The organism is Sporomusa termitida, assembly GCF_007641255.1.
Taxonomy (GTDB): Bacteria; Bacillota; Negativicutes; order Sporomusales; family Sporomusaceae; genus Sporomusa; species Sporomusa termitida.
In genome coordinates this window covers 1,031,356-1,057,484 of record NZ_CP036259.1, presented here as the reverse complement: position 1 = coordinate 1,057,484, position 26,129 = coordinate 1,031,356, and the positions used below count along the sequence as shown (strand labels likewise).

At 49.4% G+C, this 26,129-nt stretch carries 22 protein-coding genes, 1 tRNA gene and 1 riboswitch; of the genes, 4 read left to right on the top strand and 19 right to left on the bottom strand.

What is annotated here, in order from left to right:
* Window positions 1–21 precede the first annotated feature (21 nt).
* From nikA to SPTER_RS04650, 19 genes are all read right to left on the bottom strand, one after another.
* Window positions 22–1,641 carry a nickel ABC transporter substrate-binding protein gene (gene nikA / locus SPTER_RS04735; RefSeq protein WP_211367476.1) on the bottom strand — a complete coding sequence of 540 codons (1,620 nt, stop codon included), beginning with the start codon at window positions 1,639–1,641 and terminating at the stop codon, window positions 22–24.
* A 324-nt stretch (window positions 1,642–1,965) separates the two neighbouring features.
* Window positions 1,966–2,784 (bottom strand): hypothetical protein, encoded by an 819-nt coding sequence (locus SPTER_RS04730; RefSeq protein ID WP_144349272.1) that lies wholly within the window; start codon window positions 2,782–2,784, stop codon window positions 1,966–1,968.
* Between the two features lie 146 nt (window positions 2,785–2,930).
* The gene (locus SPTER_RS04725) at window positions 2,931–3,623 is read right to left on the bottom strand and encodes a class I SAM-dependent methyltransferase (RefSeq protein ID WP_211367474.1); all 693 of its coding nucleotides are present in this window, start codon (window positions 3,621–3,623) and stop codon (window positions 2,931–2,933) included.
* Between the two features lie 386 nt (window positions 3,624–4,009).
* Entirely contained in the window at window positions 4,010–6,433 is a 2,424-nt protein-coding gene (locus SPTER_RS04720) for a heavy metal translocating P-type ATPase (RefSeq protein WP_144349271.1), read from the bottom strand.
* Window positions 6,434–6,445: 12 nt separating this feature from the next.
* Complete coding sequence (locus tag SPTER_RS04715; protein WP_144349270.1) at window positions 6,446–6,811, bottom strand: ArsR/SmtB family transcription factor; 366 nt, start codon at window positions 6,809–6,811, stop codon at window positions 6,446–6,448.
* Between the two features lie 189 nt (window positions 6,812–7,000).
* Window positions 7,001–7,075, bottom strand: a tRNA-Cys gene (locus SPTER_RS04710).
* Between the two features lie 106 nt (window positions 7,076–7,181).
* A complete protein-coding gene (locus tag SPTER_RS04705; RefSeq protein ID WP_144349269.1) occupies window positions 7,182–7,640 on the bottom strand; it encodes a GNAT family N-acetyltransferase in 459 nt (152 codons plus the stop codon).
* Window positions 7,633–8,715, bottom strand: coding sequence for an alanine racemase (locus SPTER_RS04700; RefSeq protein ID WP_144349268.1), 1,083 nt, complete (start codon window positions 8,713–8,715; stop codon window positions 7,633–7,635). The genes SPTER_RS04705 and SPTER_RS04700 overlap by 8 nt, the downstream gene beginning before the upstream one ends.
* A gap of 109 nt (window positions 8,716–8,824) precedes the next feature.
* A complete protein-coding gene (locus SPTER_RS24550; RefSeq protein ID WP_170233145.1) occupies window positions 8,825–9,007 on the bottom strand; it encodes a hypothetical protein in 183 nt (60 codons plus the stop codon).
* A 20-nt stretch (window positions 9,008–9,027) separates the two neighbouring features.
* A complete protein-coding gene (locus SPTER_RS04695) occupies window positions 9,028–9,612 on the bottom strand; it encodes an HPP family protein (protein WP_144349267.1) in 585 nt (194 codons plus the stop codon).
* A gap of 93 nt (window positions 9,613–9,705) precedes the next feature.
* Entirely contained in the window at window positions 9,706–9,930 is a 225-nt protein-coding gene (locus tag SPTER_RS04690) for a hypothetical protein (RefSeq protein WP_144349266.1), read from the bottom strand.
* A gap of 39 nt (window positions 9,931–9,969) precedes the next feature.
* Entirely contained in the window at window positions 9,970–11,550 is a 1,581-nt protein-coding gene (locus SPTER_RS04685) for an L-lactate permease (protein ID WP_144349265.1), read from the bottom strand.
* Between the two features lie 131 nt (window positions 11,551–11,681).
* A complete protein-coding gene (locus SPTER_RS04680) occupies window positions 11,682–12,644 on the bottom strand; it encodes an oxalate oxidoreductase subunit beta (RefSeq protein WP_144349264.1) in 963 nt (320 codons plus the stop codon).
* Window positions 12,645–12,660: 16 nt separating this feature from the next.
* Window positions 12,661–13,905, bottom strand: a complete 1,245-nt coding sequence (locus SPTER_RS04675) for an oxalate oxidoreductase subunit alpha (RefSeq protein WP_144349263.1) — start codon at window positions 13,903–13,905, stop codon at window positions 12,661–12,663.
* Between the two features lie 12 nt (window positions 13,906–13,917).
* The gene (locus SPTER_RS04670) at window positions 13,918–14,208 is read right to left on the bottom strand and encodes a 4Fe-4S binding protein (RefSeq protein WP_144349262.1); all 291 of its coding nucleotides are present in this window, start codon (window positions 14,206–14,208) and stop codon (window positions 13,918–13,920) included.
* A gap of 42 nt (window positions 14,209–14,250) precedes the next feature.
* On the bottom strand, window positions 14,251–14,943 hold the full coding sequence (locus SPTER_RS04665; protein ID WP_144349261.1) for an oxalate oxidoreductase subunit delta: 693 nt from the start codon (window positions 14,941–14,943) through the stop codon (window positions 14,251–14,253).
* Window positions 14,944–15,045: 102 nt separating this feature from the next.
* Window positions 15,046–17,163 (bottom strand): CDC48 family AAA ATPase, encoded by a 2,118-nt coding sequence (locus tag SPTER_RS04660; RefSeq protein ID WP_246105486.1) that lies wholly within the window; start codon window positions 17,161–17,163, stop codon window positions 15,046–15,048.
* 220 nt (window positions 17,164–17,383) lie between these two features.
* Window positions 17,384–18,094, bottom strand: a complete 711-nt coding sequence (locus tag SPTER_RS04655) for a response regulator transcription factor (protein WP_144349259.1) — start codon at window positions 18,092–18,094, stop codon at window positions 17,384–17,386.
* 22 nt (window positions 18,095–18,116) lie between these two features.
* Window positions 18,117–20,003, bottom strand: a complete 1,887-nt coding sequence (locus SPTER_RS04650; RefSeq protein ID WP_246105485.1) for an ATP-binding protein — start codon at window positions 20,001–20,003, stop codon at window positions 18,117–18,119.
* A 161-nt stretch (window positions 20,004–20,164) separates the two neighbouring features.
* Here SPTER_RS04650 and SPTER_RS04645 point away from each other — a divergent pair, with 161 nt between their 5' ends.
* The 4 genes from SPTER_RS04645 (at window position 20,165) to SPTER_RS04630 (ending at window position 26,107) form a co-directional block, all read left to right on the top strand.
* Window positions 20,165–20,362, top strand: a complete 198-nt coding sequence (locus SPTER_RS04645) for a hypothetical protein (protein ID WP_144349258.1) — start codon at window positions 20,165–20,167, stop codon at window positions 20,360–20,362.
* A 144-nt stretch (window positions 20,363–20,506) separates the two neighbouring features.
* Window positions 20,507–23,956, top strand: a complete 3,450-nt coding sequence (locus SPTER_RS04640) for a pyruvate carboxylase (protein WP_144349257.1) — start codon at window positions 20,507–20,509, stop codon at window positions 23,954–23,956.
* Between the two features lie 43 nt (window positions 23,957–23,999).
* A riboswitch (TPP riboswitch) is annotated at window positions 24,000–24,098 on the top strand.
* Between the two features lie 67 nt (window positions 24,099–24,165).
* A complete protein-coding gene (gene thiC, locus SPTER_RS04635; RefSeq protein WP_144349256.1) occupies window positions 24,166–25,467 on the top strand; it encodes a phosphomethylpyrimidine synthase ThiC in 1,302 nt (433 codons plus the stop codon).
* 1 nt (window position 25,468) lies between these two features.
* A complete protein-coding gene (locus tag SPTER_RS04630) occupies window positions 25,469–26,107 on the top strand; it encodes a hypothetical protein (protein WP_144349255.1) in 639 nt (212 codons plus the stop codon).
* Window positions 26,108–26,129: the final 22 nt, after the last annotated feature.

The window sequence follows — 26,129 nt, the reverse complement described above, 5'->3', positions numbered from 1 at the left end:
CCACCTCGATTTCCTCATAAATTACTGAATATCAATCGTACCGAAAGGAATTTCATATTGACTGCCCATAAAGGCAACTCCGCTCAGGTTCTTAGGATATACCGCCAAATTTGCCAGATAGGACAACGGCAGATATACGGCCTGCTCATGGAGGGTGGTAAAGATCTGTCTGTATAACTCCTGCCGCTTGGTTTCATCGGTGCTGACTAATACAGCGGACGCCAGCTTATCAAGCTCGGCTTTCATTGGCAGGCCGAGTTGGGCCTGATAGTCGGCATGGGCCGGCTCCCGCATCGAGCCTACCAGGGAATGGGGGTCATAAGGGGCCCCCCAGGTATCGCCGTAAATGATATTAAAGTTGCCGTCTTTTTGGCGCTGATCAATCGACCCCTGCTCCTCACCGGTGAGTTTGACCTTGATACCGACCTTTTTCAGGTCGCCCTGCAAAACCTCGCCCACCGATTTTTGGATGGCATTTGTACTTTCATAGCAAAATTCCAGTTCCAGCGTTTGTCCGTCTTTCTCCCGGAAATCCCTGCCGGGAACCACCTTCCAGCCCGCTTCATCCAGCAGGGCCCTGGCTTTGTCTTCGCTGTATTCATATGGTGTTAGGCCCAGATTGCAGTAGGGGAAGTTTGTGGCCAGCAGGGTATCGGCCTTATGTTCGGTCCCGAACAGAACACCTTTGACAAAAGCATCTTTGTTGACGGCATGCTGCAATGCCTGACGGACCTTGAGCTCTTTAGTTGCCCCTTTATTGGAGTTGATGGCCAGCACCCGGGTGGCCAGCGGTTCTGACAGCTTGGTTTCATATTGGCCGGCAGCCTGGAGCTGCTTGAAGGCATCCAGACTAATACTGCCGTTGCCATAAAGCAGGTTTAGCTCTTGCTTTTCAAAAGCAACCACCCGCGACTCGCTGTCAGGAATTATTTTTATTACCAGTTTATCGACCTTGGGTTTAGGTCCCCAGTAATGTTCATTACGGACAAATACCGCTACTTCGCCCTGTTTATACTCACTCAGCACCCAGGGGCCTGTTCCCACCGGCTGTTTAATCCCCTTGCCGGTATTGCCGTTGTCAGGAAAAGCGGCCGGAGCCAGGAAGCGAAGCGGCCGGATCAGCGCCAGTTCCTGCAGTACAGGATAGTACGCATCTTTAAGCACCAGCTTGAATGTATGGTCGTCAATGACCTGGGTTTCTTGGATCTGCCGAATAAAGGCCAGCCAGTCATGCCGTTTGCCGTTCGCCAGTACGGCATCAAAATTTTTCTTGACAGCGGCGGCGTTAAAGGCAGAGCCATCTGAGAATTTTACGTCTTGACGCAGTTTAAATATGTATTCTTTGCCGTCAGGCGAGATAGTCCAGCTTTCGGCCAGCCAGGGGACAATCTTGCCTGCGTCGCTGTACTGAACCAGCGATTCATACACCAAAGCCTGGGCAAACATCTGATTGGGATTATACATGTGGGGATTTAAGGAACCAATATCCTTCGCCCAGGAAAAATTCAGCACCTTCTCTGTAGCCGGCGTCTGGCCTGACTGCGACCCGCAGCCGGCCAGCAGGCTCACCAGGAGCATGCCAGCAATGAGTACGGCTGCAACCCTTTTACATTTGTTAAGCGCTTTTGTCGTTTCTGACACAGTTACTTCTCCCTCTCCTTTTTACACTTATTCCGCAAACGTTCTCATTTCAGAAACCTCTGTCTTTTCATAAAAAAAGGCATGGAAACCAACGGGGACTTCACGTCCGCAGCGGCTTCATGCCCAAATTATCTTTTTACATTTTTTAGCGGTAAACATCATAATTTGCTGGAGTTTTCAAACTCCTTATTCCTTAATATTGTACAATGGTGTCGCCTTTTTGTAAATAGTGAAAAAATTATCTTTCTTTTGTGAATCGTATCCTCCTCCTCGGTATAAATAATAGACAGTTGCGGGGTACGCCCCCCGGAACTGTCTATTATTTTAGTAATTTGACATGCTTTGCTCATATTTATCCCGGCTGGTGCTTGCCCCCAGATCATCAAACTCTACCAGCGAACCGGCAGGAAATTCCTGGTCCGTCCCCTTGTCAGTCGGCAGTGTCACCGCCTCTTTTATGGTTCCGGCAACCACCTCGCCCGCTTCATTAAAAGTAATGGTTTTGCCTTTGCTGAATTTAATATATCCGGCCGTATCGTCACCGGTAATCCGTTTTTTCCAGCCAACAGGCCGCAGATGGGTATCCTCATCCAAAATACCGGACTGGACGGCACCGGCAGCAAAAAAAGTCAGAACCGTATCGCTTTTAAAGGTTACAAAGCCATATTTGTCGGCGATTAAACGAATGGTTGCCTTATCGGCAATTGTCCCGGCGATAATGTCACCCTGTTCACTAAAGGTGACAACAGTACCGCCTTTATATAACAAATGACCATAACCGGGGATAACCACCTTATAGTCCCGGCCAATAAACGGCCGGTAGTAAAAGCGGTGGAAATACGGGCTGATATCGGCGTGGACGGTTGTCGCGTAATAATCATTAATCACCCGGTCCCAGCCCCGCGGCGGCAGCAAGGTATCCTTATCCAGCGTCCCCGAGACCACTTCTCCCATTTCATTCAGACTAACCACGGTATTTTTTTTGAATTTGATGAAATCACCAACACTCCAGCCCTGCGGATGAAGTTTGGTGTCCTTGGACAATGTCCTGGTTTGGGCCATTGCCCCGGGCATGATTAAAGAAAAGCAAATCAGACTCCCGGCTACACCGATAAGCAACCGGACATAGAATCGACGACTCATGCAAATTCACCTCCTGTTTATTAATACATATATTCTTTAATTATCCTGATTTATCCTATTATTTGATTTACTTTTTTAAAAAAATTAGTGCTGCTGTTTACCGGCCTTATATTGGCTTTAAAAGTACAGACTGAACTTTTGTACCCTTATTTCTCCGCCAGCGAAAACCGGAAAAGGTACGCCTGTTCATACGTTGCCTGCATCCTGTCGGCAATACATAAAAAACCATCCTCGTCGCGGGAAATATCAATAAATCCCTGCGGCCGCCGCCGCTGTATCTCCACGTGAAAGCCCTCGGCGGCAAAGGTGCCGGCAATAAAATCCAGCGTGTGGGCATTAGACTCTACCAGGCTGTTGTCGTTAATCCATTTGGTAAAATGCTCCAGACTGGGATTGGTGCTTAAGTCGGTGTAGGTGGCATAATAAACCCCCCCGGGCTTTAACAGCTGCTTAACCTTCCAGGCGTGGGTTTTCAGGTCTTTAATCAAATAAATGACCGCCTGGCTGATGACCAGATCAAACCTGTTGGCGAACTGTTCAGGGGTAGTTGTAGCCACATAGGTCAGCGGCAGATCCCCTTTACGGGCATTGGCCACTTGTATCGACGCCTGGGCCAGATCAATGCCAACACCTTCCTTAAAGGGCTTAGCCTGATGCAGGTGTCGTAAAAACCCCCCCTGGTTGCAGCCGAAATCAAGCACCGCCATGTGGGAAAGGTCCTGTTCCTGAATAAGCTGAATAACCTCCTGCCAGCCCCGCTGATGCCGTTCTTCCATTTGCTGTTCCCCTTCGGCGCGGTTTTGCCACCATACATCATAAAGCTTGTCTGCCTGCATCATGTTTCTCCTCCAATATTAAATAATCTTCTCATAACCTTTTCTGCCGGCCATTCTTTCTGCACATACGCATTATAGCTGTCGGCACGACCATCCCAGTAAGTTTCAATCCGTTATTGATTCATCACTAGTGGTAGCACCCTGCAGAGCCAGTGGCGTGCTAAGAGGACCTTTTGCCCGGAAAAACAAAAATACGAAGGGGCAGGACGACCATCGGCGTCCTGCTTACCCTTCGTGGATATGCTTCAGTGCTTTTAATTTTTCAGCTGTTAAAAAAGTAACTGTTCCGACCTTCAGATCGGTATTCGCTAAAATTATAACGTATTCTGGAGATCACTGCAATATATTATTGTGAAAAGATTCCATAATTACTAATTAATCTGACCTGCCTAGCGGAGATCCCGGGCCAGCCGCATCCCGTTTAAGGTCACCAGCAGGGCGGCGCCGGTGTCGGCCAGCACAGCCAGCCAGAGATTGGCAAAACCGGCAAAGGTGCCAATGACAAACACCAGTTTCACCACCAGCGAAAAGGTAATATTCTGCTTGATGATCGCCACTGTTTTCCGGCTGAGTTTCATTACATAGGCCAGTTTACTCAAATCGTCAGACATAAGCGCAATATCAGCCGTTTCCAGGGCCGTGTCCGAACCGGCAACCCCCATGGCAATACCCACAGCGGCAGTCGCCAGCGCCGGGGCATCATTCACCCCGTCACCGACCATGGCTACGCTGCCATATTGGCCGGCCAGCTGCTTAAGGGTTGCGGCTTTATCGGCCGGCAGCAGTTCACTATAGAAGGCATCAAGCCCCAGATTGCCGGCAACAGCCTCTGCGACCCGGCAATTATCACCGGTCAGCATAACGACCTGTTCGACCCCGGCCGCTTTAATAGCCGCCACGGCTGCCGGGCTGTTATCGCGCAGGGTATCGGCTACAGCAACAATACCATATAATTCTGCGCCGTTGCCTACCAGCATAACTGTTTTTCCCTGCCCTTCAAGGGCCGATAAGCTGCTTTCATAAGCGGCAAGCGAACAGCCCAACTCCTCAAACAGCCTTTGATTGCCTACATAGACGGTCTGACCATCAAGCTCGGCCTGCGCGCCCCGGCCAACAAGGGCTTTAAACTGGGTTACCGGCGGTAAGGCCTGATTGCCGTAACAGGCCACAATCGCTTCCGCCAGCGGGTGTTCCGACCATTTTTCAACAGCAGCGGCCAGGGCCAGCACTTGTTGTTTATCGAAGCCGCCGGTTAAGGGGATAACATCGGTCACCATTGGCTTGCCAACGGTTAGAGTACCTGTCTTGTCAAAAGCAACGGCCCGGATTTTTCCCATTTGTTCAAGATAAGCACCGCCTTTGATGAGCACCCCATGGCGCGAAGCATTGCCAATCGCCGAAACGATCGATACAGGCGTTGAAATGACGAGAGCGCACGGGCAGGAAATTACCAGCAGTACCAATGCCCGGTAAAACCACAAATCAAAGGATGCATTGAAAAAGAGCGGGGGAATAATGGTCAGGCCCACCGCGGCCACGATGACGGCCGGGGTATAATATTTGGCAAAAACATCAACAAATTGCTGCATTGGCGCTTTTTCCGCCTGGGCTTCCTCCACCATGTGCATGATTTTGGCCAGGGTGGAGTCTTCCGCCAGCTTGGTCACTCTGATTTCCAGAGCCCCTTGTTCATTGACCGTGCCGGCATACACAATATCCCCGGCCTGTTTTTCCACAGGCATGGATTCACCGGTAATGGCTGCCTGGTTGACAGTGGAACTGCCATTTGCCACCACCCCGTCCATCGCCAGGCGTTCACCGGGTTTAACCAGCATGATGTCACCGACAATAATTTCCTCCACCCGCAGGCGTAGCTCTTCACCCTTGCGCCTAACCAGGGCTTCCGGCGGGGCCAGCTCCATCAACGCCCGGATAGAGCTGCGGGTTTTATCCATTGTGTAAGCCTGAAGGGCATTGCCAAAAGAAAAAAGAAAAACTACGGTTGCACCCTCGCTCCACTCACCGATCGCCGCCGCCCCGGCCACAGCGATAACCATCAGGAAATTGGTGTCCAGCGTCATACTTTTCAGGCCGTATAAGCCGCTCTTGGCTACATGATAACCACCAATAATCATGGTCAGAACATAAACAGGTATCAGCAGCTGCTCACCCGCCCCGGTCCAGTCCAGGACAAGAGCGACTGCCAGCAGCAGACCGGACACAATCGTTGCCAGCATCCGCGGCTTTTGCCACCAAACCTGCTTTTCAGCAGCCGTACTGCCCGGGGCCTGATCAAGAGCCGCCTGATAACCGGCCTGCTCTACAGTTTCAATAATTTCCTGCGCAGTAATCGTGTGTTCCACCGTCATTTTGCCGGCACCGAAATTTACGGCCACGGCCTGCACACCGTCAAGCCCAGCAACCCGCTTTTCCAGCTTGGCGGCGCAGTCGGCACAATCAAGGCCGGTTAAGCGCAACACCGTTTTCTGGTATCCCGGTACCTCGCTGACCGCTTTGGCATCATAGCCAAACCCGGCAATCACCTGGACAATTTCGTCTGCGCCCATTACAGTACTGTCATAGCTCACCTTCATTTTGGCGGCGGCAAAATTCATCCGGGCTTCAGTGACACCCTGAATACGGCCGACCGCTTTTTCGACCTTAGCAGCACAGTCGGCACAATCGAGGCCATCAACCTGAAAGGTGGTATTCAGCAAATGGGCTTTGTCAAGCGCAATCGCCCCGGCAGTAGCCGTCAGGGCCATTTCGCCGCAACAGCCACAGCCGCAATGTTGTTCTTCCTGTTTATGCATCTTTTCTACCTCCTAGCGTTTGTGAGAAATATGCTCAAGGCCCTGGCACATTAATGAGATTACATGATCATCATCCAGAGAATACCACGCTTCTTTGCCTTCTTTGCGATACTTTACCAGGCGGGCCCCCCGCAGGGTCCGCAGCTGATGAGAGACGGCCGACTGGTTCATTCCCAGCGTTTCCGCAATATCACACACACACAATTCCTGCTGGGATAAGGCATGTAAAATTCTAATCCGGGTAGAATCACCCAATATCTTAAACATTTCCGCCATGTCCAGCACAATACTATCGTCCAGTATAGCTGTTTTCAGCCGTTCTATGATCTGGGGATGAATACAGTATTGCTCGCAAATGTCACGTTCCGAATCTTTCATAGCACACCTCTTTATATATGCTTATATGTTCATATGTAATGATATACTATTGAATACGTGATTGTCAATAAAAAAATCTGCCGGTCAATGAGCAGCGGCGCCCTGCCCTGCGCTTTATCAATTCTGCAAGGTAAACAGCAAAAAGACTACCCGCAGGTAGTCTTAGATTTCATATATGCATAAAAAAGTTGGAGGCGACACCCAGATTCGAACTAGGGGATAGAGGTTTTGCAGGCCTCTGCCTTACCACTTGGCTATATCGCCGTCTAAATGAATATTGTTCAGTGCCCGATATACTAACACTTGTCCTATGGGGCAAAAATTATTATATACCAGAATAATAAGATAGTCAAGCGCCATGTCCAGGAAACTATTTACATTTTTTCAAAGATAATTTCATTACCAGCCTGTCCTCGCCATCGCCATATTCGTCCCGCCTAAATTCGGTAACCGTGAAACCCAGTTTACCTTTATACACCTTGACGGCGGCTGCATTGGCAGGATCTACGGTCAATTCGACTTCTTCAATGCCCTCTGCCGCTAAGGGAGTAAATGTTTCTTTGATAAAACCGGTACCAACACCCTGGCCCCGCTGTTCTTTGGCAATAGACACTCCTATCATATAAGCTTTTTTCGGATTGTGCCAATCTAGCATATATTGCACCGCGCCAATCACTTCTCCTGCCTTGCGGGTGACATAAACGTGACCGTGCCGTATTAGCGGTACTAACTGCCATTCATTCATCCCCCCGGCCCCAAAAGCATCTGCTTCCAGTTCGACTAAACGACGGATGATTGCCTTGTCAAAGGCGGTAATCAGCTCAACCATAGTTACCTCCGTAAAATTTTTTCCCGATATATCTCGATTGACTGGCTGATAAGATCCCTGAGTAATTCAGCCGAAAACAGATGGCATCGCCCACATGGATGTTTGCTGCCGAATCGGTGGCATCAACAATAAGATGGTCACTGCTTGCCCCCAGAATTTTTAAATTTTCATCAATCGGTGTAATGCCTTCAATGTTTACATCCTGTTTTCCCAAAGCCAGAATGGCTCTCTTCCTGAGGCCTTCGTCCGCGAACTGTGGTATATTCCCAAAAGCGTCTCTGCCAATATCACCGATGGGGACCGATGGCTTAGCCTTAAACTCAATAACCTCCGCCCGCAGCAGGAAAGCATCATCACAAAGCCAGGGGATCTTTCTATTATTTGTACTGTCTGTCCCTAATAATATGCCTTCCCCGATTCTTAGCTGATTGACACCGGCCGGAACTATACCGGTCTCAACCAGTGATAAGGTCGAGGTCGCCCCGCCTGAGATAATCTCAATCTGCAGGCCGAGCTGCTTTTCAATACAAGTTCCCAGTTCCACAAGTAAGCCTAAATTATTTATACTGGGCAAAACGCCGCCAAAGCAGCCCATATTGGTGCCTAAGCCAATGAGCCTGACCCCCGGTAAACGCGAGATCTGTTTCGCCGTCGCCAGCACATTCTCGGCCATTACGCCTTCACGGAGATCACCAACATCAATCATTAGTACAATCTGATGCGGGCTGTGCAGCTTCCCGGCCGCCTGCGACAAGGCTTTGATGACGGTAATCTCAGAGTTAACACTGACATTTGTATAGTGCACAACGTCGGCGACGTTGCTTAGCTTAGGTATCCTTAGCAGGGTCATCTCCTGATCAAAACCGTAGTTTCTAAGTTTTATTATGTTTTCCATTCTGGCATCGGCCAGACCATCCACGCCTCCTGCCACCATAGCCGCTACGATTTGCGGAATTGCACTAAAGCCCTTCGTTACGCCCAGCACCTTGATGCCTTGCCGGCCACATATTTTTTTTACCTGCGCCGTATTATACTTGATTTTATCTAAATCAATCTCAAGTAATGAGCTGACCATTTTTCTACCTCCGTCAAGCATATCATCGCTATAGTATTTCCACAATTAAATAAAAGAAAGCCGTGGTTGACAGGCTTCCTTCAAATTTCTTATTTATTCATTGTATTATTTAACCGCTGCCGCTCACCTTGATTTTTTCCTGCAACGGGGCGGGAATAGGGGTTTTATGCAGGCAGCAGGCTAACACACTGCCCCCGGCAATCCCCCCTGTCGTTAGCCCCGGCAAACTCGATTTCAGAATATACATATTGAACAGTTCCGGGCTAACCGCCCCTCTCCAGGGCAGAGCCATTGGTGCTCAGGCATTGCTTTCTACCACCAATAACACGGATATTGCCGTTTTGCGGCCAGATTATTAATGACTAGGCCGACAATCACTAATATACAAATACCCACACCTACCGGCAATAGAGGAAACAGCCACCCCTGCCCGGTAATTACGGCAATCAGGGCGGTGGCCCCGGCCGGCGGGTGAATGGTTCTCGTTCCCACCATAGCGGCTACGGCCAGCCCTACGCTGAGAGCGGCCGTATACCAGTGGGCCCCGGCCAACTGGTAAATCAGAACCCCGATTACAGCCGACAATAAGTGGCCGGCAATAGCATTCCGCGGCTGAGCAAACGGTGCCGTCGGCGCGCCATAAATCAGGCAGGCCGATGCCCCCAGTGAGGCAAGCAAAACAGGAATGCCTTGCAGGAAAGTTAAATAAGCAACAATACCAATACCGGCAAAGGAGCCAACAAACGCCCAAAAACACTCTGATGCCGGCGGTGAGGCTACGCCGCACTTACCCACGGTGGTTATCTTCCGGCAATATTCACGTCCTGACGGAACAAGATGCTCTGCCCAGGTTGTTGGCAAAGCCTGGGGTTCTTTTTGCGGTACGCCGTTAGACATTAACGCGCCTCCTTCCCATGTATATAATTTTGATTTTTTTTTGTAAGCCTCTGGAAACAGGAAATGCCGTAAACACGGCATTTCCTGAAACCCCTATTTTTTTGTAACCAACGGTACTAAACAGGCCAGCGCAAATACCAGATAGGACAGATTAATCAATAAGCTGTTATTGGCCACACCGCCTTGGTGTGCCAAAGCAAAACCAAGCCAGAATGCCCAGAAAGCTGCATTCATTAATGGAGCCCGATATCTCTTCCCCCAGGGGACCGGCTTCAAAACAACATTTTGATTTAGACCAGGTGTAGGGTTTGTCGACATCCCAATACCTCCTTTTGCTCTTCCGCGTTTTTAGTTGCACTAAGGCAGATCCTTAAACAACATGTAGGCAAAAATCCAGGCGTTGATGCCCACCAGCAGCGAAATGATTATACAGTAAGGTATCGTCCGGTTCAGAACCTCACTTTCACGGCCATCCAGACCAACGGTGGCCGAACCAATGAGCACCTTGGACGGAGCGATTGCGCAGCCGACCGAACCGCCAACAGACTGAACGGCCGACATAATGACAGCACTAATCCCGAGCACCTTGGCCGTCTCGTATTGTAATGCGCCAAACATTACATTCGAGTTGGTGTTACTACCGGTGAGAAATGCTCCCAGCACACCGATAAACGGCGAGAATATGGGGAACAGAACACCAGTTGAATTCGCAATCCCCTGCGCCAGCATGTTAGTCATACCGGTATCGTTCATAATTAACGCCATCATGACCATGGTTGTTATGCCGATACTGGTAGGCACACACTGGGAAAAGGTGGCTTTGACAGCCTCAGAGGCGGCTCCCGCTTTCCATTTGCCGGCAATTTTAAAAATAACATAGCCGCAAATTGCTGCAGCAACCAACAGCGGGGCCGGATGCGAGAAGATGTTGATTTTTGAATACATCGTTTCGGCCTTGACGGCAAAACCCGCCGCTGTTGTCACTGCGGGATAATTAAGTCCCCAGGTATAAGGAGCAAAAAAGCTGGCAATCGCTTTAATCTGGGTCATAATACAGAGTGCGATCAGGATGTAATACGGCGAAAACGCCATATTAAAGCCCATCAGCGGTGCATCCTGCTGCTTCTCTTCCGCATCGGCCTCATGCCGGTAGATTGTCTTAGCCAGAACAGCCATCGTCCCGCAGCCAAACAGCGCCGGAATCAGTGTAGCCAGCTGAGCAGCGCCGAGTTTGTTCATGAACCAGCACATAAAAGCCATAACCGTACCGGTGATCAGAACAGCAGGCAAACCTCTTTTGACAGCAGCAAAGCCGCCGTAAATATGACACACGGCAATACCGGTCGCGTAAATAGGTATTGCAAACAAAAGTGCCATCCAGGGGCCGATAATCTCGCCGGGGATTTTGGTAACCAACTGAATTGTGTAATAGGAAGATCCCATTGAGCCAAAGCTAATCGACCAGGAGTGCCCTACCAGGCAGGTAGCGGCCGCAATCGCCGGCGGGAAACCCATGACCAGCATAATTGGCGCGACAACGGCAACAGGTACGCCAAAACCGGCAATCCCCTGCATAAAGCTGGCAAAACACCAGGACATCAGCAGGCATTGCAGCAGCTTCTCCTCCGTTATTTTGATCATGGTGTCGCCAATTACTTTGATCGCGCCAATCTTCTCAACCAGGTTATAGAGAAAAACGGCACCCCAGATAATAAGCAATACATAAAGTGACATGGCCATGCCTTTGCTATTGGCTAAAGCCAGTAACCGCGAATCGCCGCCAAAGACAAACAAACCAATGATAACCGCTGTAAACCAGGATACTGCGCCGGATTTCGGCGCGCCCCATTTAAATAGTAAAATGGTAGATAGCAAAACTAAGATAGGTAGGAAAGCCAGTATCCAGTTCGTAAAGGTTAAGGCAACACCCTTATCCATACAACCGTGCCTCCTCCAATACTTTGTTCATTCTTTAACAAAGCATGTTCACATTAGTAAGCCCCTGGTTCCTTTTGTTCATGAGAAACCAGGGACTTACGGCTAATGCCTATAGAGTTTTTTATGCAGCCTTACTGAGCAGGCGGCAGGGGAACTTCCATACCAAGCGCTTTGGCGCGGTTGTTGACGAAGTTTTGGATTTTGGCCACATGCTCAGGTTGCAGATGGCAGAAACGGGCCTGAGTCTGGAGATACTCGTCAACAGGTTTAAGTTTCTTCGGCATAACACTGAACTTCTTATGAGCCCAGTCGCCGTTTTCAACTTCGTAAAGATTCCACATGCCGGTCTCAACCGCAAGTTTGGCAATCTCAATAGTCCGTTCGGGCGGGAAAGACCAGCCTTTCGGACAGGGGGAATGCAGATGAACAAACGCCGGACCGTCTTCAGCAAGACCTCGGCGGATCTTGTTCATAAGGTCAATGGGATAGCCGATGGAGGCTGTTGCCCCATATTTCAGATAAGGATGACCGCCGGCCAGGAATATCGGCATGGGGTCTTTCATTTGATGTTTCTTGGCTTCCGGAATGGCCGGACCGGCCGGGGTAAACATAGTCGTAGCACCATACGGGGTAGACGGAGAAACCTGAATACCGGTATTGGCATAGGACTCATTATCATACATTACGCAAAGAACCTTGTGCCCGCGATAGAACATAGCCGACATAGCCTGAAGACCAATATCAGAACAGCCGCCATCACCGGCCATGACAATAACATTGGGGAACTTATCCTGGATTTTACCCTTTTTGATCATCATGCGGAAAGCTTCGGCAATACCGGAAGCTACGGCGCCGCCGTTGGTGATCTGGGCATGTGTCCAGGGCACGGCCCAGGGACCACAGGCATAACTGGTGTTGGCAACATACATACAGCCGGTTGGACCAATAAAGATTGTATTTTCACCTGCAGCCTTTGCTACCAGGCGATACGCAAGCGCAGGACCGCAACCAGCACAAGTACGGTGACCGGGAACATAAGTGTCCCGCAAATCAGTCGTGTGTGCAATTGACTTAACTAATTCAGCAACTGCCATCGTTTACTCCTCCTTATTATTTACTGGGGGCAGCTTCATGTTTCGCAGCATTGATCTGAGAAGCGCCTTCATGATAATCATTGAAGTTAACCCAGGTGCCGCCTTGAATAATCTTGCCGGCTTGCAGGGTTTGCTTCATCATTTCAGCCATTGCGAAGAACTCTTCGTGGGTAATGGTCTCGCCGCCCAAGCCGGAGGTAAAGCTTTGAATGATCGGCTTGCCCGCAACTTCAGACATAGCAGCTTTAACCTCTGTTGACAGTACCCCACCGCTGCAGGGTGCGCCATAGGATGTTCCCGTATCAATAACGCCGGCAACTTTAAACTTAGTCAGAATTTGAGCAAGGGCGGTATCCGGGAACGGCCGGAACCAACGAAGTCTGCACAAGCCAATCTTGAAACCAGCTTCACGGAGATACTTGATCGCACTGCGGCAGGTTACGGCATGTGCGCCTTGCAGCACAAATACCATATCAGCGTCTTCAGTCAGATACTCTTCCACGAACGGAGCATATTTGCGGCCAAACACTTTACCAAACTCTTCCGTTACCTCAACGATTTTTTCCTTAACCTTAGTCATTACTACATGGCGGTCCCACTCCAGCGGCGGTCCCATTTCCGGCTCGATCTGCGGCCCCATAATCACAGGGTTTTTTACATCAAGGCGGAATTTCGGATTGAACTTAGGCAGGAATTTATCAACTTGGTCCTGATCAGGCATAATATAATCCTGAGCAATATGGGTGACAAAATAACCGTCCATTGCCACAATTTGCGGCAACATGATGTCAGGATCCTCACCAATCCGGAAATACATCAGACTATTATCCAAAGATTCCTGTGCGTCCTGGGCCCAGCCAAAGATCCAGCCATTATCACGCAGAGTCAGGCAGTCAGTATGCTCAGAACCAAAATCACCGGGCGGATCAAGGGTACGGTCGCCAACAAGCGCCTGAATCGGGCAACGGCTGCCGGCGATTGGGGAGTAGGTTTCAAATGCATAGGTAACACCTACCCCGGAAGATCCGGTTGTGGCCCGGGCACCAGCCATCGAAGCGCCGTGGGCGATAGAAAACTGGGCATGCTCCCCTTCGCCATGGACCATTTCACACTGCATAGTCCCGTTGGCAATCCGTTTTGCCAATTCAGCCATGACTGCAGTGTATGGGCGAATAGGATAGGACGCCGAAACATCAATATCAGCAAGCTGCCAGGCATCTGCAACCGCAGTTAAACCTGTACCTTTTTTCTTAATTGGCATCTTATTCACTCCTTATTCATCAAAATCAAGTTCAGGCACTCGACTTATTGCCCCTACCGGACAAACGTTGCTGCAAATACCACAACCCTTACAATACTTCAGATTAAAGCTGACGCCATCAGCCTTAGCAAAATTCACGCAGGCATCAGGACAATAAATATAGCAGGTTTTGCACTCTGTACATTGCTCTTTATCAACTACCGGGCGGAGGAACCGCCAGTTACCAGTGATCATACCCTCATTTTCTGTTTGAGGGGAAGGAACAATAGCCGCAAATGGCACTTGTTTATAAACTTTTGCCATGGTTACACCTCCTTGAAATTTACCCTATCATCATCAAACCGACTATTTCCACTCCAGTTCCAGCCTGCTCGGATTTACAGGGCAACCGGCTTCGCCGTTGCACAGCGGTAATATGACTACTGTATCCCAACCTTGCTGAACAGCTGTTTTGTTCTCAGCAATTTTGAGCAGAGACTCTAATTTAACAATACCGCTGGCTTTTGCCGCAGCAGCAGCCATGGCCGCACCAACACCTGCACCAATCTTAGTGTCGTCAATACAGCCTTCAGTACCATCAAAGGTATGGAAAACACCAGCGCCTAAGGCATCGGCGTCAATCGCAGCGACCACTTTAACCTTACTCAGGTTTTCCTGGGGTGACAGGTATTTGACCAATTTGTTAATATCCCGCTTGGTATTGATAATAACAACGGTGCCATCCTTACAGCCTTTTAAAACAGGATTGCCTTTTACAAGTGTTTCTTCAGCCAGCACAACAACATCTGGACGATAATTCTCATACTCGTAATAGGTTTCAATCGGCTCAGGACTAATGCGGGCATAACTCTTCACCGGTACATTAATCCGGTCAGGCAAGTCAACGTAGTTGTCGAAAGACTGGTTATACTTTCCTTCGAGACTACCTGCTTTGGCGAGCAGGGTAGCCGTGTCGCGAGCTTCTTTGGCCAGGGTGACCCCCCTGGTCCATACAGTAACTTCCTGCATCTTGGCGTCAACAGCAACTGCCAGCGTCATTTGTTCTCCCCCTTTTTATTACTTTAAGATTTGGCAACAGGTGACCGTCAGAACCCCTCCAATGTAGATTTGATACTCACCCCCGTTGGCAATATTGCCAGCTTATTTTTTTAATACTTGTCGCAGACCAGAGCTGAAATCCTCGCCCAGTACCTTATAGGCACCTGACAATGCAGCTAAACTCTGCGATTGACTAACAAAGCGTTTCATGGCTGATAATGATGCGTGCTTACAGATGGCCTCAATATCAGACCCGGCTGCTCCCTCGGTGGCTTGTGTCAGGCCATTGAAATCAATATCATCGGCCAGATTCATTTTTTCAGTATGAATTTTGAATATTTCCCGCCGCTCCGTTTTACCGGGCAAAGGCAGTTCAAGGATAAAGTCAAATCGCCCGGGCCGCATCAGGGCCGGGTCTACCATATCCGGCCGGTTGGTTGCTGCAATCACAATCACATGGGCACTATCCATCAGACTATCCAGTTCCAACAGCAGCTGGCTTACCAGCCGGTCTGTGCCATTACGGTCTGTTACCGCGCGCACCGGGGCCAGAGCATCAATTTCATCAAAGAACAGAATACAGGGAGCAATCTGTTTGGCCCGTTTAAAAATCAGCCGCAGGCCTTTCTCGGCTTCACCAAACCAGCGGGAATTAAGGGTTGCCGCATCTACTGCTATAAAGTGGGCTTCACTGGAGCCGGCAAGAGCCTTAACCAGCAGCGTTTTACCTGTTCCCGGCCGCCCTGTCAGCATAAAGCCTTTGGGCATATTGTTCTGCGACTCTTTAAACAATTCCGGGTGCTGCAGCGGCAGCTCAATCATGGTCTTAAGATTCTCTTTGATATCGGCCATACCGCCGACCTGCTCCCACTTCAGGTTGGGGCGGTCGGAGAAAAACTCTCTGGTCGCCGTAGGCTCAACTTCCCTGAAGGCGGCATAAAAGTCATCCATGGTTATGTTGAGTTTGTCTAAATCAGCTTCATTAATCCCGGCGGTAAAATCAATTTGCGGTAATAACCGCCGGACTGCATTCATGCCGGCCTCTTTGCAAAGGATGGCAATGTCGGCACCGACAAACCCGTGCGTCATTTGCGAGAGTTTCTCCAGATTGACGGAAGCGTCAACCCGCATGGAGCGGATATGTATTTTTAATATTCTTAATCTTCCGACTCTATCAGGCGGATTAATGGATAATTCGCGGTCAAACCGGCCGGGACGCCGGAGGGCCGGGTCAACCATATCCGGCACATTAGTAGCACCGATTACGATAACCTGACCCCGGTTTTTCAGTCCGTCCATGAGGGCCAGCAGTTGGGCAACAACCCGTTTTTCCACATCACCGATTACATCAGTCCGCCTGGGGGCAATGGCATCAATTTCATCAATGAAAATGATGGCCGGTGCCCGCCTTTGCGCGGTCTCAAAGATCTCCCGGATCCGCGCCTCACTTTCCCCATAAAACTTATTAATAATCTCGGGGCCATTGACGTGCATAAAAGTAGCATTGGTTTCACTGGCTACCGCCCTGGCCATCAGGGTTTTCCCCGTACCCGGCGGGCCGTAAAGCAGAACGCCCCTGGGAGCATCCACCCCTAACTGGCGGAAAATCTCCGGATATTTAAGCGGCAGCTCTACCATTTCGCGGACACGCTGCAGTTCTTTGTCCAGACCGCCCACATCTTCATAGGACGCCCGAAAACTCCGGTCTTCGCCGCCATCGGCTTTGGTTACTTTAATTTTTGTGCCGGCATTGACAACAACCGGTCCTTTGGGTGCTGTACCGATAACAGTGAAATACTGACTTCTTGCCCCGGCCAGATTAACTTTGATCCGGTCGCCTGTTAAGAACGGCAGTCCGGTTAACACCCGCTCTAAATGTTTAAGGTCCTGGGCGTCACTAAAATCTATAGTCACATCCAGCGGGCTTAAAATCACTGTCTGCGCTGGTTGACGGACAGCTTTTCTTATGGTTATCCGTTCGTCAATCCCAACGCCGGCATTTTCTCTGATAATTGATTCAATTTGCGCCAGGTTTTGATTTTTAAACTGGCTAAAACATGGGACTATTTTGGCCACCGTGGTTTTCCGGCCTTGAATTTCAACAATATCACCAATTATAACTTCAAGCTCATCCATTTCCGCAGTATCAATCCGGATATAGCCCTGGCCAACATCTTCCGGCATAGCATCTGCTACTCTAAAGGATAGGGTTTTTTCCATTGTCAGGCTAGCCTCCTCCAGAAGCTGGTCTATCTTGGCAACATCTTACAGTTGTAATTATAAGGTATAAGCCTTCACTTGAATACTGTATGGTAAATAAGGATAATTTTGTAAATATAATTCATAAGCTTGCCTCATAAAAACACAAAAGAAGATGGTAAAACAACTCGTTTTCCTGAGTTATTTACCATCTCCGCCCGATAAAGTACAAGGTATTGTACTATATTGAAAAAGGCTCATCCTTAATATACTTATGCAACGGCCGGCCGACAGGTCCATAGGACAGGATTCCCTTTAGCCAGCCACAGCTGTACAGATAGTTGAGGTAGCGGCGGACCGTTACGCGTGATATCCCAACCAGCCTGGATATTTCACTGGCAGTAAAGTAGCCGGCCTGCATATTAATACTCTTTAATACCAACTCCAGGGTTGCTTTATCCAGACCTTTAGGAATATTCTCTTTTAGATCCTCAAGACTGTTTGGGGTACTATCCTTGACGGACGTACCCTTCAAACAGTCGATATCTTTTTGACACAGCTGCTGGCTGTTTCTTATCCTGTCGATATATTGCTGGTAACTCTTCAGGGCTTTTTTAAAACGCTGAAAAGTAAAGGGTTTGATAATATAATCCACCACACCGCACTGCATCCCCTGCTGAATGGTTTCTGAGCGGTGAGCTGCCGTAACCAGAATAACGTCAATATTAATCCCCTCGGCTCTCACCCGGCGCAGCAGCTCAATGCCGCTGTCGCCAGGCATATAAACATCCAGTATCACTAATTGGGGATTAATCTGCCTGATAATGCTATAGCCGTCCGCAGCATTGGCAGCTTGTCCCACTAACCTAAATCCTTTCACCTGGCTGATGTATTGCCGGTGAAGTTCGAGCACCATCGGGTCATCCTCTATGATAACAATATCGATTCCCATATTTCGGCCCCCTCCCTGCTGTTTAGCCTACCGGTATCTTTATCCAGAATGTTGTCCCTTCATTTTCCCGTGAATTAACAGTAATCTTGCCGCCGCAAATCTTTACTTCCTGCTTGACCAGCGCTAAGCCAACCCCCCGATTGCCTTGTTTTGTGGAAAAACCACGCTGATATATTTTTCTCTTATAAGGTTCAGGTATACCTTTGCCCAAATCGCTTACCTTAATATTCAGGTGCTGTTTGCCCTCAAAGACGTATACATCAATCACCCGCCGTTCGACAGGCAATTGCGCGACCGCCTCCATCGCATTGCTGATTAAGTTGCCCAGCACGGTCACCATCGACAGGCTGCTGAAAGCAGGCGGTAGATCACCCAGTTTGCTGCGGGGGTTAAGCCGCAAGGAAATCCCCTGTTCGCTGGACTGGCTGATTTTGCCGATAAGCAGCCCGGCTGTTGCCTGGTCCTTAATGCGCTTGACAATAGAACTAACCAAATCCTGCTGACTTTTATACATCAGTGTGATAAGTTCAACTACCTTATCATACTGTTTCATCTGAATCAAGCCTGATATAGCATGCAGCTTGTTGGCAAACTCGTGCGACTGGGCCCGCATGGATTCCAGCAGGCTTTTTAACCCGACCAGCTCCTCTGCCAGTATTTTTACATCCTGCTTGTCCCGGAAGGTCGCAATCGCGCCGATGACTGCCCCGCCCACCAGCAGCGGCACCCTGTTGGTAATAATAACCTTCGAACCGACCTCCTGCTCCTGGTCATATTCTGCCTGCCGGTTTTTCAGCACGACCGGCAACCGGGAATTGGGAATAATATCACGGATATGCCGGCCAATAATATTATCGTCCCGGCCCAGCAGACGTTTGGCTTCATGATTAGCCAAGTCGATGTAGCCGTCGGCATTAATGGCAATCACACCTTCCCGCATACAATGCATAATCGCGCGCTTCTGCTCCAGAATGACCGTTACTTCCTGGATTCGCTGCTGCAATTTAAAATCAGCATCACCATATAATTGGGCGTTGTGAACAGCGATAGCCGCATGATTGGCAAATGTCTCCAGTAGTTTTTGGTCAACCGGTGTAGTGCGCCGGTGTGACCGGTACCCAATAATCAGAACACCAATCGTCAGCTCCTGCAGATAGAGTTTGATCGCCTTTACTTGCGAAAGATTCTCGTTTTTAAAGGTATTATGCATATGGTCTGACAATAAGTCTTCATAATTCCATTCCATAACCGCTGTTGAATAAGCAATAGTGTCGGCAATAACGGCAGACGAGCCGGCATCATGCCAGCCTGCCGTAACCGGCGCATGCAGGGTGCCGTTTTTATCAATAAGCAAAATGCTGCCGCAGTCCGCCTTAAATAAGCGGATTGAGCTGACGGCAATAAAGTCCAGGACCTCATTCAGATCAAGCGAAGAAGTAAGGTAAGCCGTAATTTCGTTAATTGTTCTTAACTGCTCAAACTGCTCATACACCGTTTCTTCATACAGCGCAAAAAAATACTCCGAAACAAAAACCCGGACCCGGTCCAGCAAAGAATCAATCTCCCGGCGGTACCTGTTCAGGCTGACCAGATCCTCTTGCAGATAAATTGACATAGCGTCTTTAACAGCGGTTTCATATAAATCAAAAAAAGCCATAATATCAGACAACCTGACACCCTGCTCCAGCCGCAGCTTGCACATCCAGCTGATATGGACCGTGAGGGGGGTAAAAGTATTACTCTGCACAGATTCTATGAGGGCTTCAGTCAGCTGACTAAGCTCTTCAGCAAAGGTATCTCTTGGTATTCTGACATAAGAAGCCGGTTCCCCCTCCATATCCAGGCCACAAACCGTGCCTGTAATGATCTCATGTTTAATGGATTCGAGTATCCGCACCAGCCACCCCATTCGCTACCACCTGATTTCATGTTTTTTTGTTTTTTTATTTGTTTTTTTTGTAGTTTAATTGACTAGAATACTTACTATTACTTATTATATAACTACATTACAGTATTTTCCACTATAAATTTTCTGATTTATCAAATTATAGTTGATTGGAGGGACCACAAGTGGTACAGAAGAAGCCTACACCGGAAAGTCCCCGGCCTGTTGAAATACCCCCGGAAGCCGCTGAACCCCAGGCAGCAGCCCCGGAAAATGCAAGCACTGAGCCATTATCGTCAGGCTCTATCCAACAGACGGTAAGCAAGGAATTAAAAGAATTAGTAAAAAGTTATGTGGAATATGCGAAAAATGTAGATTTATAGATTGCCGGACCCTCCGTATGATTTATTATGATAAGGCTGATATTTTTCCCAATATTAGCTTGTGTTTTTTGTAAATCGGTGGTAAATTACCAATGACAGTTGTATTTTTATCATGCACTATTGCTTGCATTGGGAGGGAATTAGATGAGAAAAATTCAGACAGTACTTGTTGCCAATCGCGGCGAAATTGCCATCAGGGTTATACGCGCTTGTAATGAGTTAGGAATACGCACAATCGCAATCTATTCCAAAGAAGATATCTTTTCCTTGCACCGCTATAAGGCCGATGAAGCCTATTTAATCGGCGAGGATAAAAGCCCGGTTGATGCCTACCTGGATATCGAAAGCATCCTGCGTGTTGCCCGAAACCGCGGTGTAGACGCCATTCACCCCGGCTACGGTTTTTTAGCGGAAAACATTAATCTGGCCAAACGCTGTAAAGAAGAAGGCATCCTCTTTATTGGCCCGGACATAGAACACTTAGCCATGTTTGGCGATAAAATAAATGCCCGGGCCCAGGCAGTGGCCGCAGGCCTGCCGGTAATCCCCGGCAGCAACGGCCCGGTAAACAGTATCGAAGAAGTCCGGGACTTTGCCCGGCAATATGGCTATCCCTTTATCATTAAGGCAATTTTAGGCGGCGGCGGCCGCGGAATGAGGATTGTCCGGACGGCCGCGGCGCTTGAAGAATCCTATATGCGCGCCAAATCGGAAGCCAAAGCCTCGTTTGGCGATGATCAGATTTACCTTGAGCGCCTGCTGGAGTTTCCCAAGCATATTGAGGTTCAGATCCTGGGGGACCGGCACGGCAATATCATTCATCTCTATGAGCGGGACTGTTCCGTGCAACGGCGCCATCAGAAAGTTATTGAGATCGCTCCCAGCATCTCCCTCGCCGACGAACTGCGCCATGCTATCTGCAATGCGGCCGTCAAGCTGATGAAAGCAGTTAATTATGTCAGTGCCGGCACGGTTGAGTTTTTGGTTACACCGGACGAGCAATTTTATTTTATCGAGGTTAATCCCCGTATCCAGGTAGAACACACGATTACCGAAATGATCACCGGCATTGACATCGTTCAGTCTCAGCTGTATATTGCCGACGGGGCCCGTTTGAGCGACGAGAATATCGGCATTCCCAGCCAGGCTTCCATAACCTGCAACGGCCATGCCATTCAGTGCCGGGTAACGACAGAAGATCCGGCGAACCAGTTTATGCCCGACACCGGCAAAATAACAGCCTACCGCAGCGGCGGCGGCTTTGGGGTACGCCTGGATGCCGGCAATGCCTATGCCGGCTCCGTTATCACCCCGTATTACGATTCACTGCTGGTCAAGGTCTCCACCTCGGGTCTCACCCATAAAAGCGCAATCGCGAAAATGAAGCGCTGCCTGCATGAGTTCCGCATCCGCGGCATCAAATCCAACATCCCTTTTCTCTATAATGTAGTCAATCATCCTGACTTTCTGAGCGGTCATTATTACACCACCTTTATCGATACCACCCCTGAACTCTTTGTCTTTCCTATCCCGCAGGACCGAGGGACTAAGCTGCTTAAGTACCTGGCCGAAACAACAGTTAACGGCTTTGAGGGACTGCCTAAGCGTGCCAAGCCTGGGTTCCCGCCGCTGAGACTGCCACTAACGCCCCCGGGCCCGCTGCCTGATGGCACCAAACAAATTCTGGATCAGCGCGGACCAGATGGGCTAATGGCCTGGGTTAGAGAACAAAAAGAGGTATTATTAACCGACACCACCCTGCGTGACGCCCACCAGTCGCTGCTTGCCACCCGGATGCGTACCTATGACATGCTGAAGGTTATTTCACCTACCGCCCATATGCTGCCAAATCTTTTTTCGCTGGAAATGTGGGGGGGAGCCACCTTTGATGTTGCCTACAGGTTTCTCAAGGAAGATCCCTGGCAGCGTCTGGCGGAGCTGAGAAAACGCACGCCTAATATTTTATTGCAAATGCTGCTGCGCGGCTCAAACGCGGTGGGTTATACCAGTTACCCCGACAATGTCATTCGCGCTTTTGTGGCTCACGCCGCCGAAGCCGGCATCGACGTATTCCGGATTTTTGACAGCCTCAACTGGCTGGCCGGTATGACGGCTTCCATTGACGCCGTGCGGCAGTCCGGCAAAGTGGCCGAAGTGGCGATCTGCTATGCCGGCGATATCCTGGACCCGGCCCGGACTAAATACGATTTAAACTACTATGTAAATATGGCCAAAGATATTGAAAAGGCCGGCGCGCATATGCTGTGCATCAAAGATATGGCCGGCTTACTAAAACCGGAGGCGGCCTACCGCTTAGTTTCCGCCCTGAAAGATACTGTGGAAATCCCGATTCACCTGCATATGCATGATACCAGCGGCAATGCCATTTATGCCTACGCCCGGGCCATTGACGCCGGCGTAGACATTGTCGACACGGCGGTCTCCTCGTTGTCCGGCATGTCGTCACAGCCAAGCGGCAACAGCCTGTATTACGCTTTACAGGGACATTCGCGGCAGCCTGTTGTCGATATCGGGAGAATGAATGAATTATCCCATTACTGGGAAGATGTCCGCGCCTATTACAAAGATTTTGAAAGCAGCCTCTTCTTTCCCAATCCGGAGGTGTACCAGCACGAAATGCCGGGCGGCCAGTATAGCAACCTGCGGCAGCAGGCCAAATCACTGGGCCTGGAAAGCCAGTGGGATAAGGTTAAAGAGGCCTACCGTCAGGTAAATGATATGTTTGGGGATATTGTGAAAGTAACCCCCTCCTCTAAAATCGTCGGTGACATGGCCTTGTTTATGGTGGAAAACAGCCTGACAGAGGATGCGATTTATGAAACAGGCGACACCCTGGATTTCCCTAACTCGGTTGTGGAATTCTTTTCCGGTCAAATCGGTCAGCCGTACCAGGGTTTCCCCAAAGAGCTGCAGCGCATCATCCTGAAAGGGAAGAAGCCGTTAACCAGGCGTCCTGGTGAATTGCTGGAACCGGCCAACTTTACTGAAATCAGGGATACCCTGGCAGGCACCCTGCAGCGTCCGGTTACCACTGCCGATGTGCTGGCTTATTCCCTGTATCCGAAAGTATTCTCCGACTGGGCCGGCTTTATCAATAGCTATGGGGAAGTAGCCATGCTCGATACACCCACCTTCTTCCACGGTTTAAAACCCAGAGAGGAAATCAGGGTCGATATTGAGGAAGGAAAAACGCTTGTCGTTAAGTTTATCTCGTTTGAGGAACCACTGCCGGACGGCACGCGGGTTGTTAATTTTGAACTCAACGGCTTACCCCGGGAAGTTATTGTCAAGGATAAGAATATTAAAACGGTTGTCATTTCCCGTATTAAAGCGGAAAAAGACAATCCTAATCAGCTTGGTGCCTCCATGACCGGGAAAGCGGTCAAAGTAATGGTCGAAAAAGGCGATCATGTAAAAAAAGGAGATCCCCTGGTCGTTACCGAAGCTATGAAAATGGAAACAACGATCCAGGCTCCTTTTGACGGCATCATCAAAGAACTGTACGTTAAACCGCAGGATCCTGTGGAAACAGGCGACCTGCTGGTCGAGCTGCTGAAAACGGTAAAAGCCTAACCTGCCAGTACTGTCTGATAAGACAGCATGTTCATTGTTACTTAGTTATAGCTAGGGGTGCCCAACGGCTGAGAGGACTAAAACTCCAACCCTCGAACCTGATGTGGTTAGTACCACCGTAGGAAAGCTTTTCAATGTCAAATTAAAGAAGCTTGCCTACCCTCACCTTTGCCTATAGCTAAAATATAATTACAGAGGAAGGGGAAAAGATTATGTACACAACTCAAATGGATGCCGCCAAACGGGGCATCCTCACCGACCAGCTGCGTATTGTAGCCCGGGAGGAACAGCTTGAGCCCGAGCTGCTGCGTGCATTAGTGGCAAGCGGCAGGGTTGTTATCCCTGCAAACCGTCATCATACCAGCCTTCATCCCATGGGCGTCGGCGAAAAACTCCGCACGAAAATCAATGTCAACCTCGGGGTTTCCAAAGACTGTTATGATATTGAGCTTGAATTGCAAAAAGCTCGAAAAGCCATTGAATTGAAGGCCGAAGCCATCATGGACCTAAGCTGTTATGGCAAAACCCGCGAATTCCGGCGCCGGCTGATAGAAACCTCGCCGGTCATGATCGGCACTGTACCGATGTATGACGCTGTCGGCATGCTTGACAAAGATTTAAAAGATATTTCTGTCGATGAATTCTTTTCCGTTGTTGAACGTCATGCTGAAGATGGTGTGGATTTTATGACAATCCACTGTGGTATGAACCTGAAAACAGCCGCACGGGTGAAACAGAACAAACGGCTGACCAATATTGTTTCCCGCGGCGGTTCATTACTGTTTGCCTGGATGGAGCTTAACAACCGGGAGAATCCCTTCTATGAGTATTATGACCGCCTGCTGGATATCTGCGAGCAATATGATGTCACTTTGAGCCTGGGGGACGCCTGCCGGCCCGGTTCCATCCAGGATGCAACCGATGCTGCCCAGATTGAAGAGCTTATTACCCTTGGTGAATTAACCAAGCGCGCCTGGGCCCGGAATGTGCAGGTGATGATTGAAGGCCCCGGGCATATGGCTATTAATGAAATTGCCGCCAATATGCTGTTGGAAAAAAGGCTCTGTCATGGCGCCCCCTTTTATGTTTTGGGTCCGCTGGTCACTGATATTGCTCCCGGTTACGATCATATCACCAGTGCAATTGGCGGCGCAATCGCCGCTGCCAATGGGGCAGACTTCCTTTGCTACGTAACACCGGCCGAGCACCTGCGCCTACCCAATTTGGATGACATGAAAGAAGGGATTATTGCCTCCCGGATAGCTGCTCACGCCGCCGATATCGCTAAAGGAATTCCCGGTGCCCGCACCTGGGATAATCAGATGAGCGCCGCCCGGGCTGATGTAGACTTCCCCCGGATGATTGAACTGGCTATCGACCCGGAAAAAGCCGGCAGATACCGGGCGGAGTCACAACCGGAGTGTGAAGATACCTGTACAATGTGCGGCAAAATGTGCCCCATGAAAAATATGAAAAAAATCCTTAACGGGGAAGACCTGAGCATCGCCTAATATGAATACACATATGACATCTGTTTCAGAACCTGCACTATTGCAGGAATTAATCGATTTCTATCGTTCGAAACTGTTGTTTACATGTGATAAATATACTGTGGACGATGAACGCAGTCAATTTTTCAAAAGAATACTTCAAATACTTACCTGCTGCCGGCCGGGTTCTCATCTGCACGAGCAGAATTTCCGCTGGTTTATCACCTTCATCGTTTTCCAGCCAGCCTTTGACTGTATTGGCCACCTGCTGAACAGCTTACCCCAAGACCAGCCAGGATCACAAGCGGAAACAGAAAACCTGCCTCTCGGCAGGATCTACCGGGGGTTATGGAAGCAGGGTAGACTGACTGACCACACCCGCGCCTTTGACTTGTTAGATACCATGCATACAAGCTTACTCCGCCAGCAAACCAACCTTGCGGAAAGCGGCCATGTTGCCCTGACAGGTTACCGCGGTCAGCATTATATCACCACCTACGGGTACACTGCCGAATTAATTAACCCCATCCTGCTGTTTACAATTTTAAAAGATATCGGCAACTTAGTCCCTCTCCTGCCAGTAAAACCCCAAACTAGTCTTCACCAAGCGCAACAAGCAACTTTTTTTGCCGGATCTGGCCGCAGATCATCTGCGCTGTAGGATCTCTTAGTGGTACCGCTAC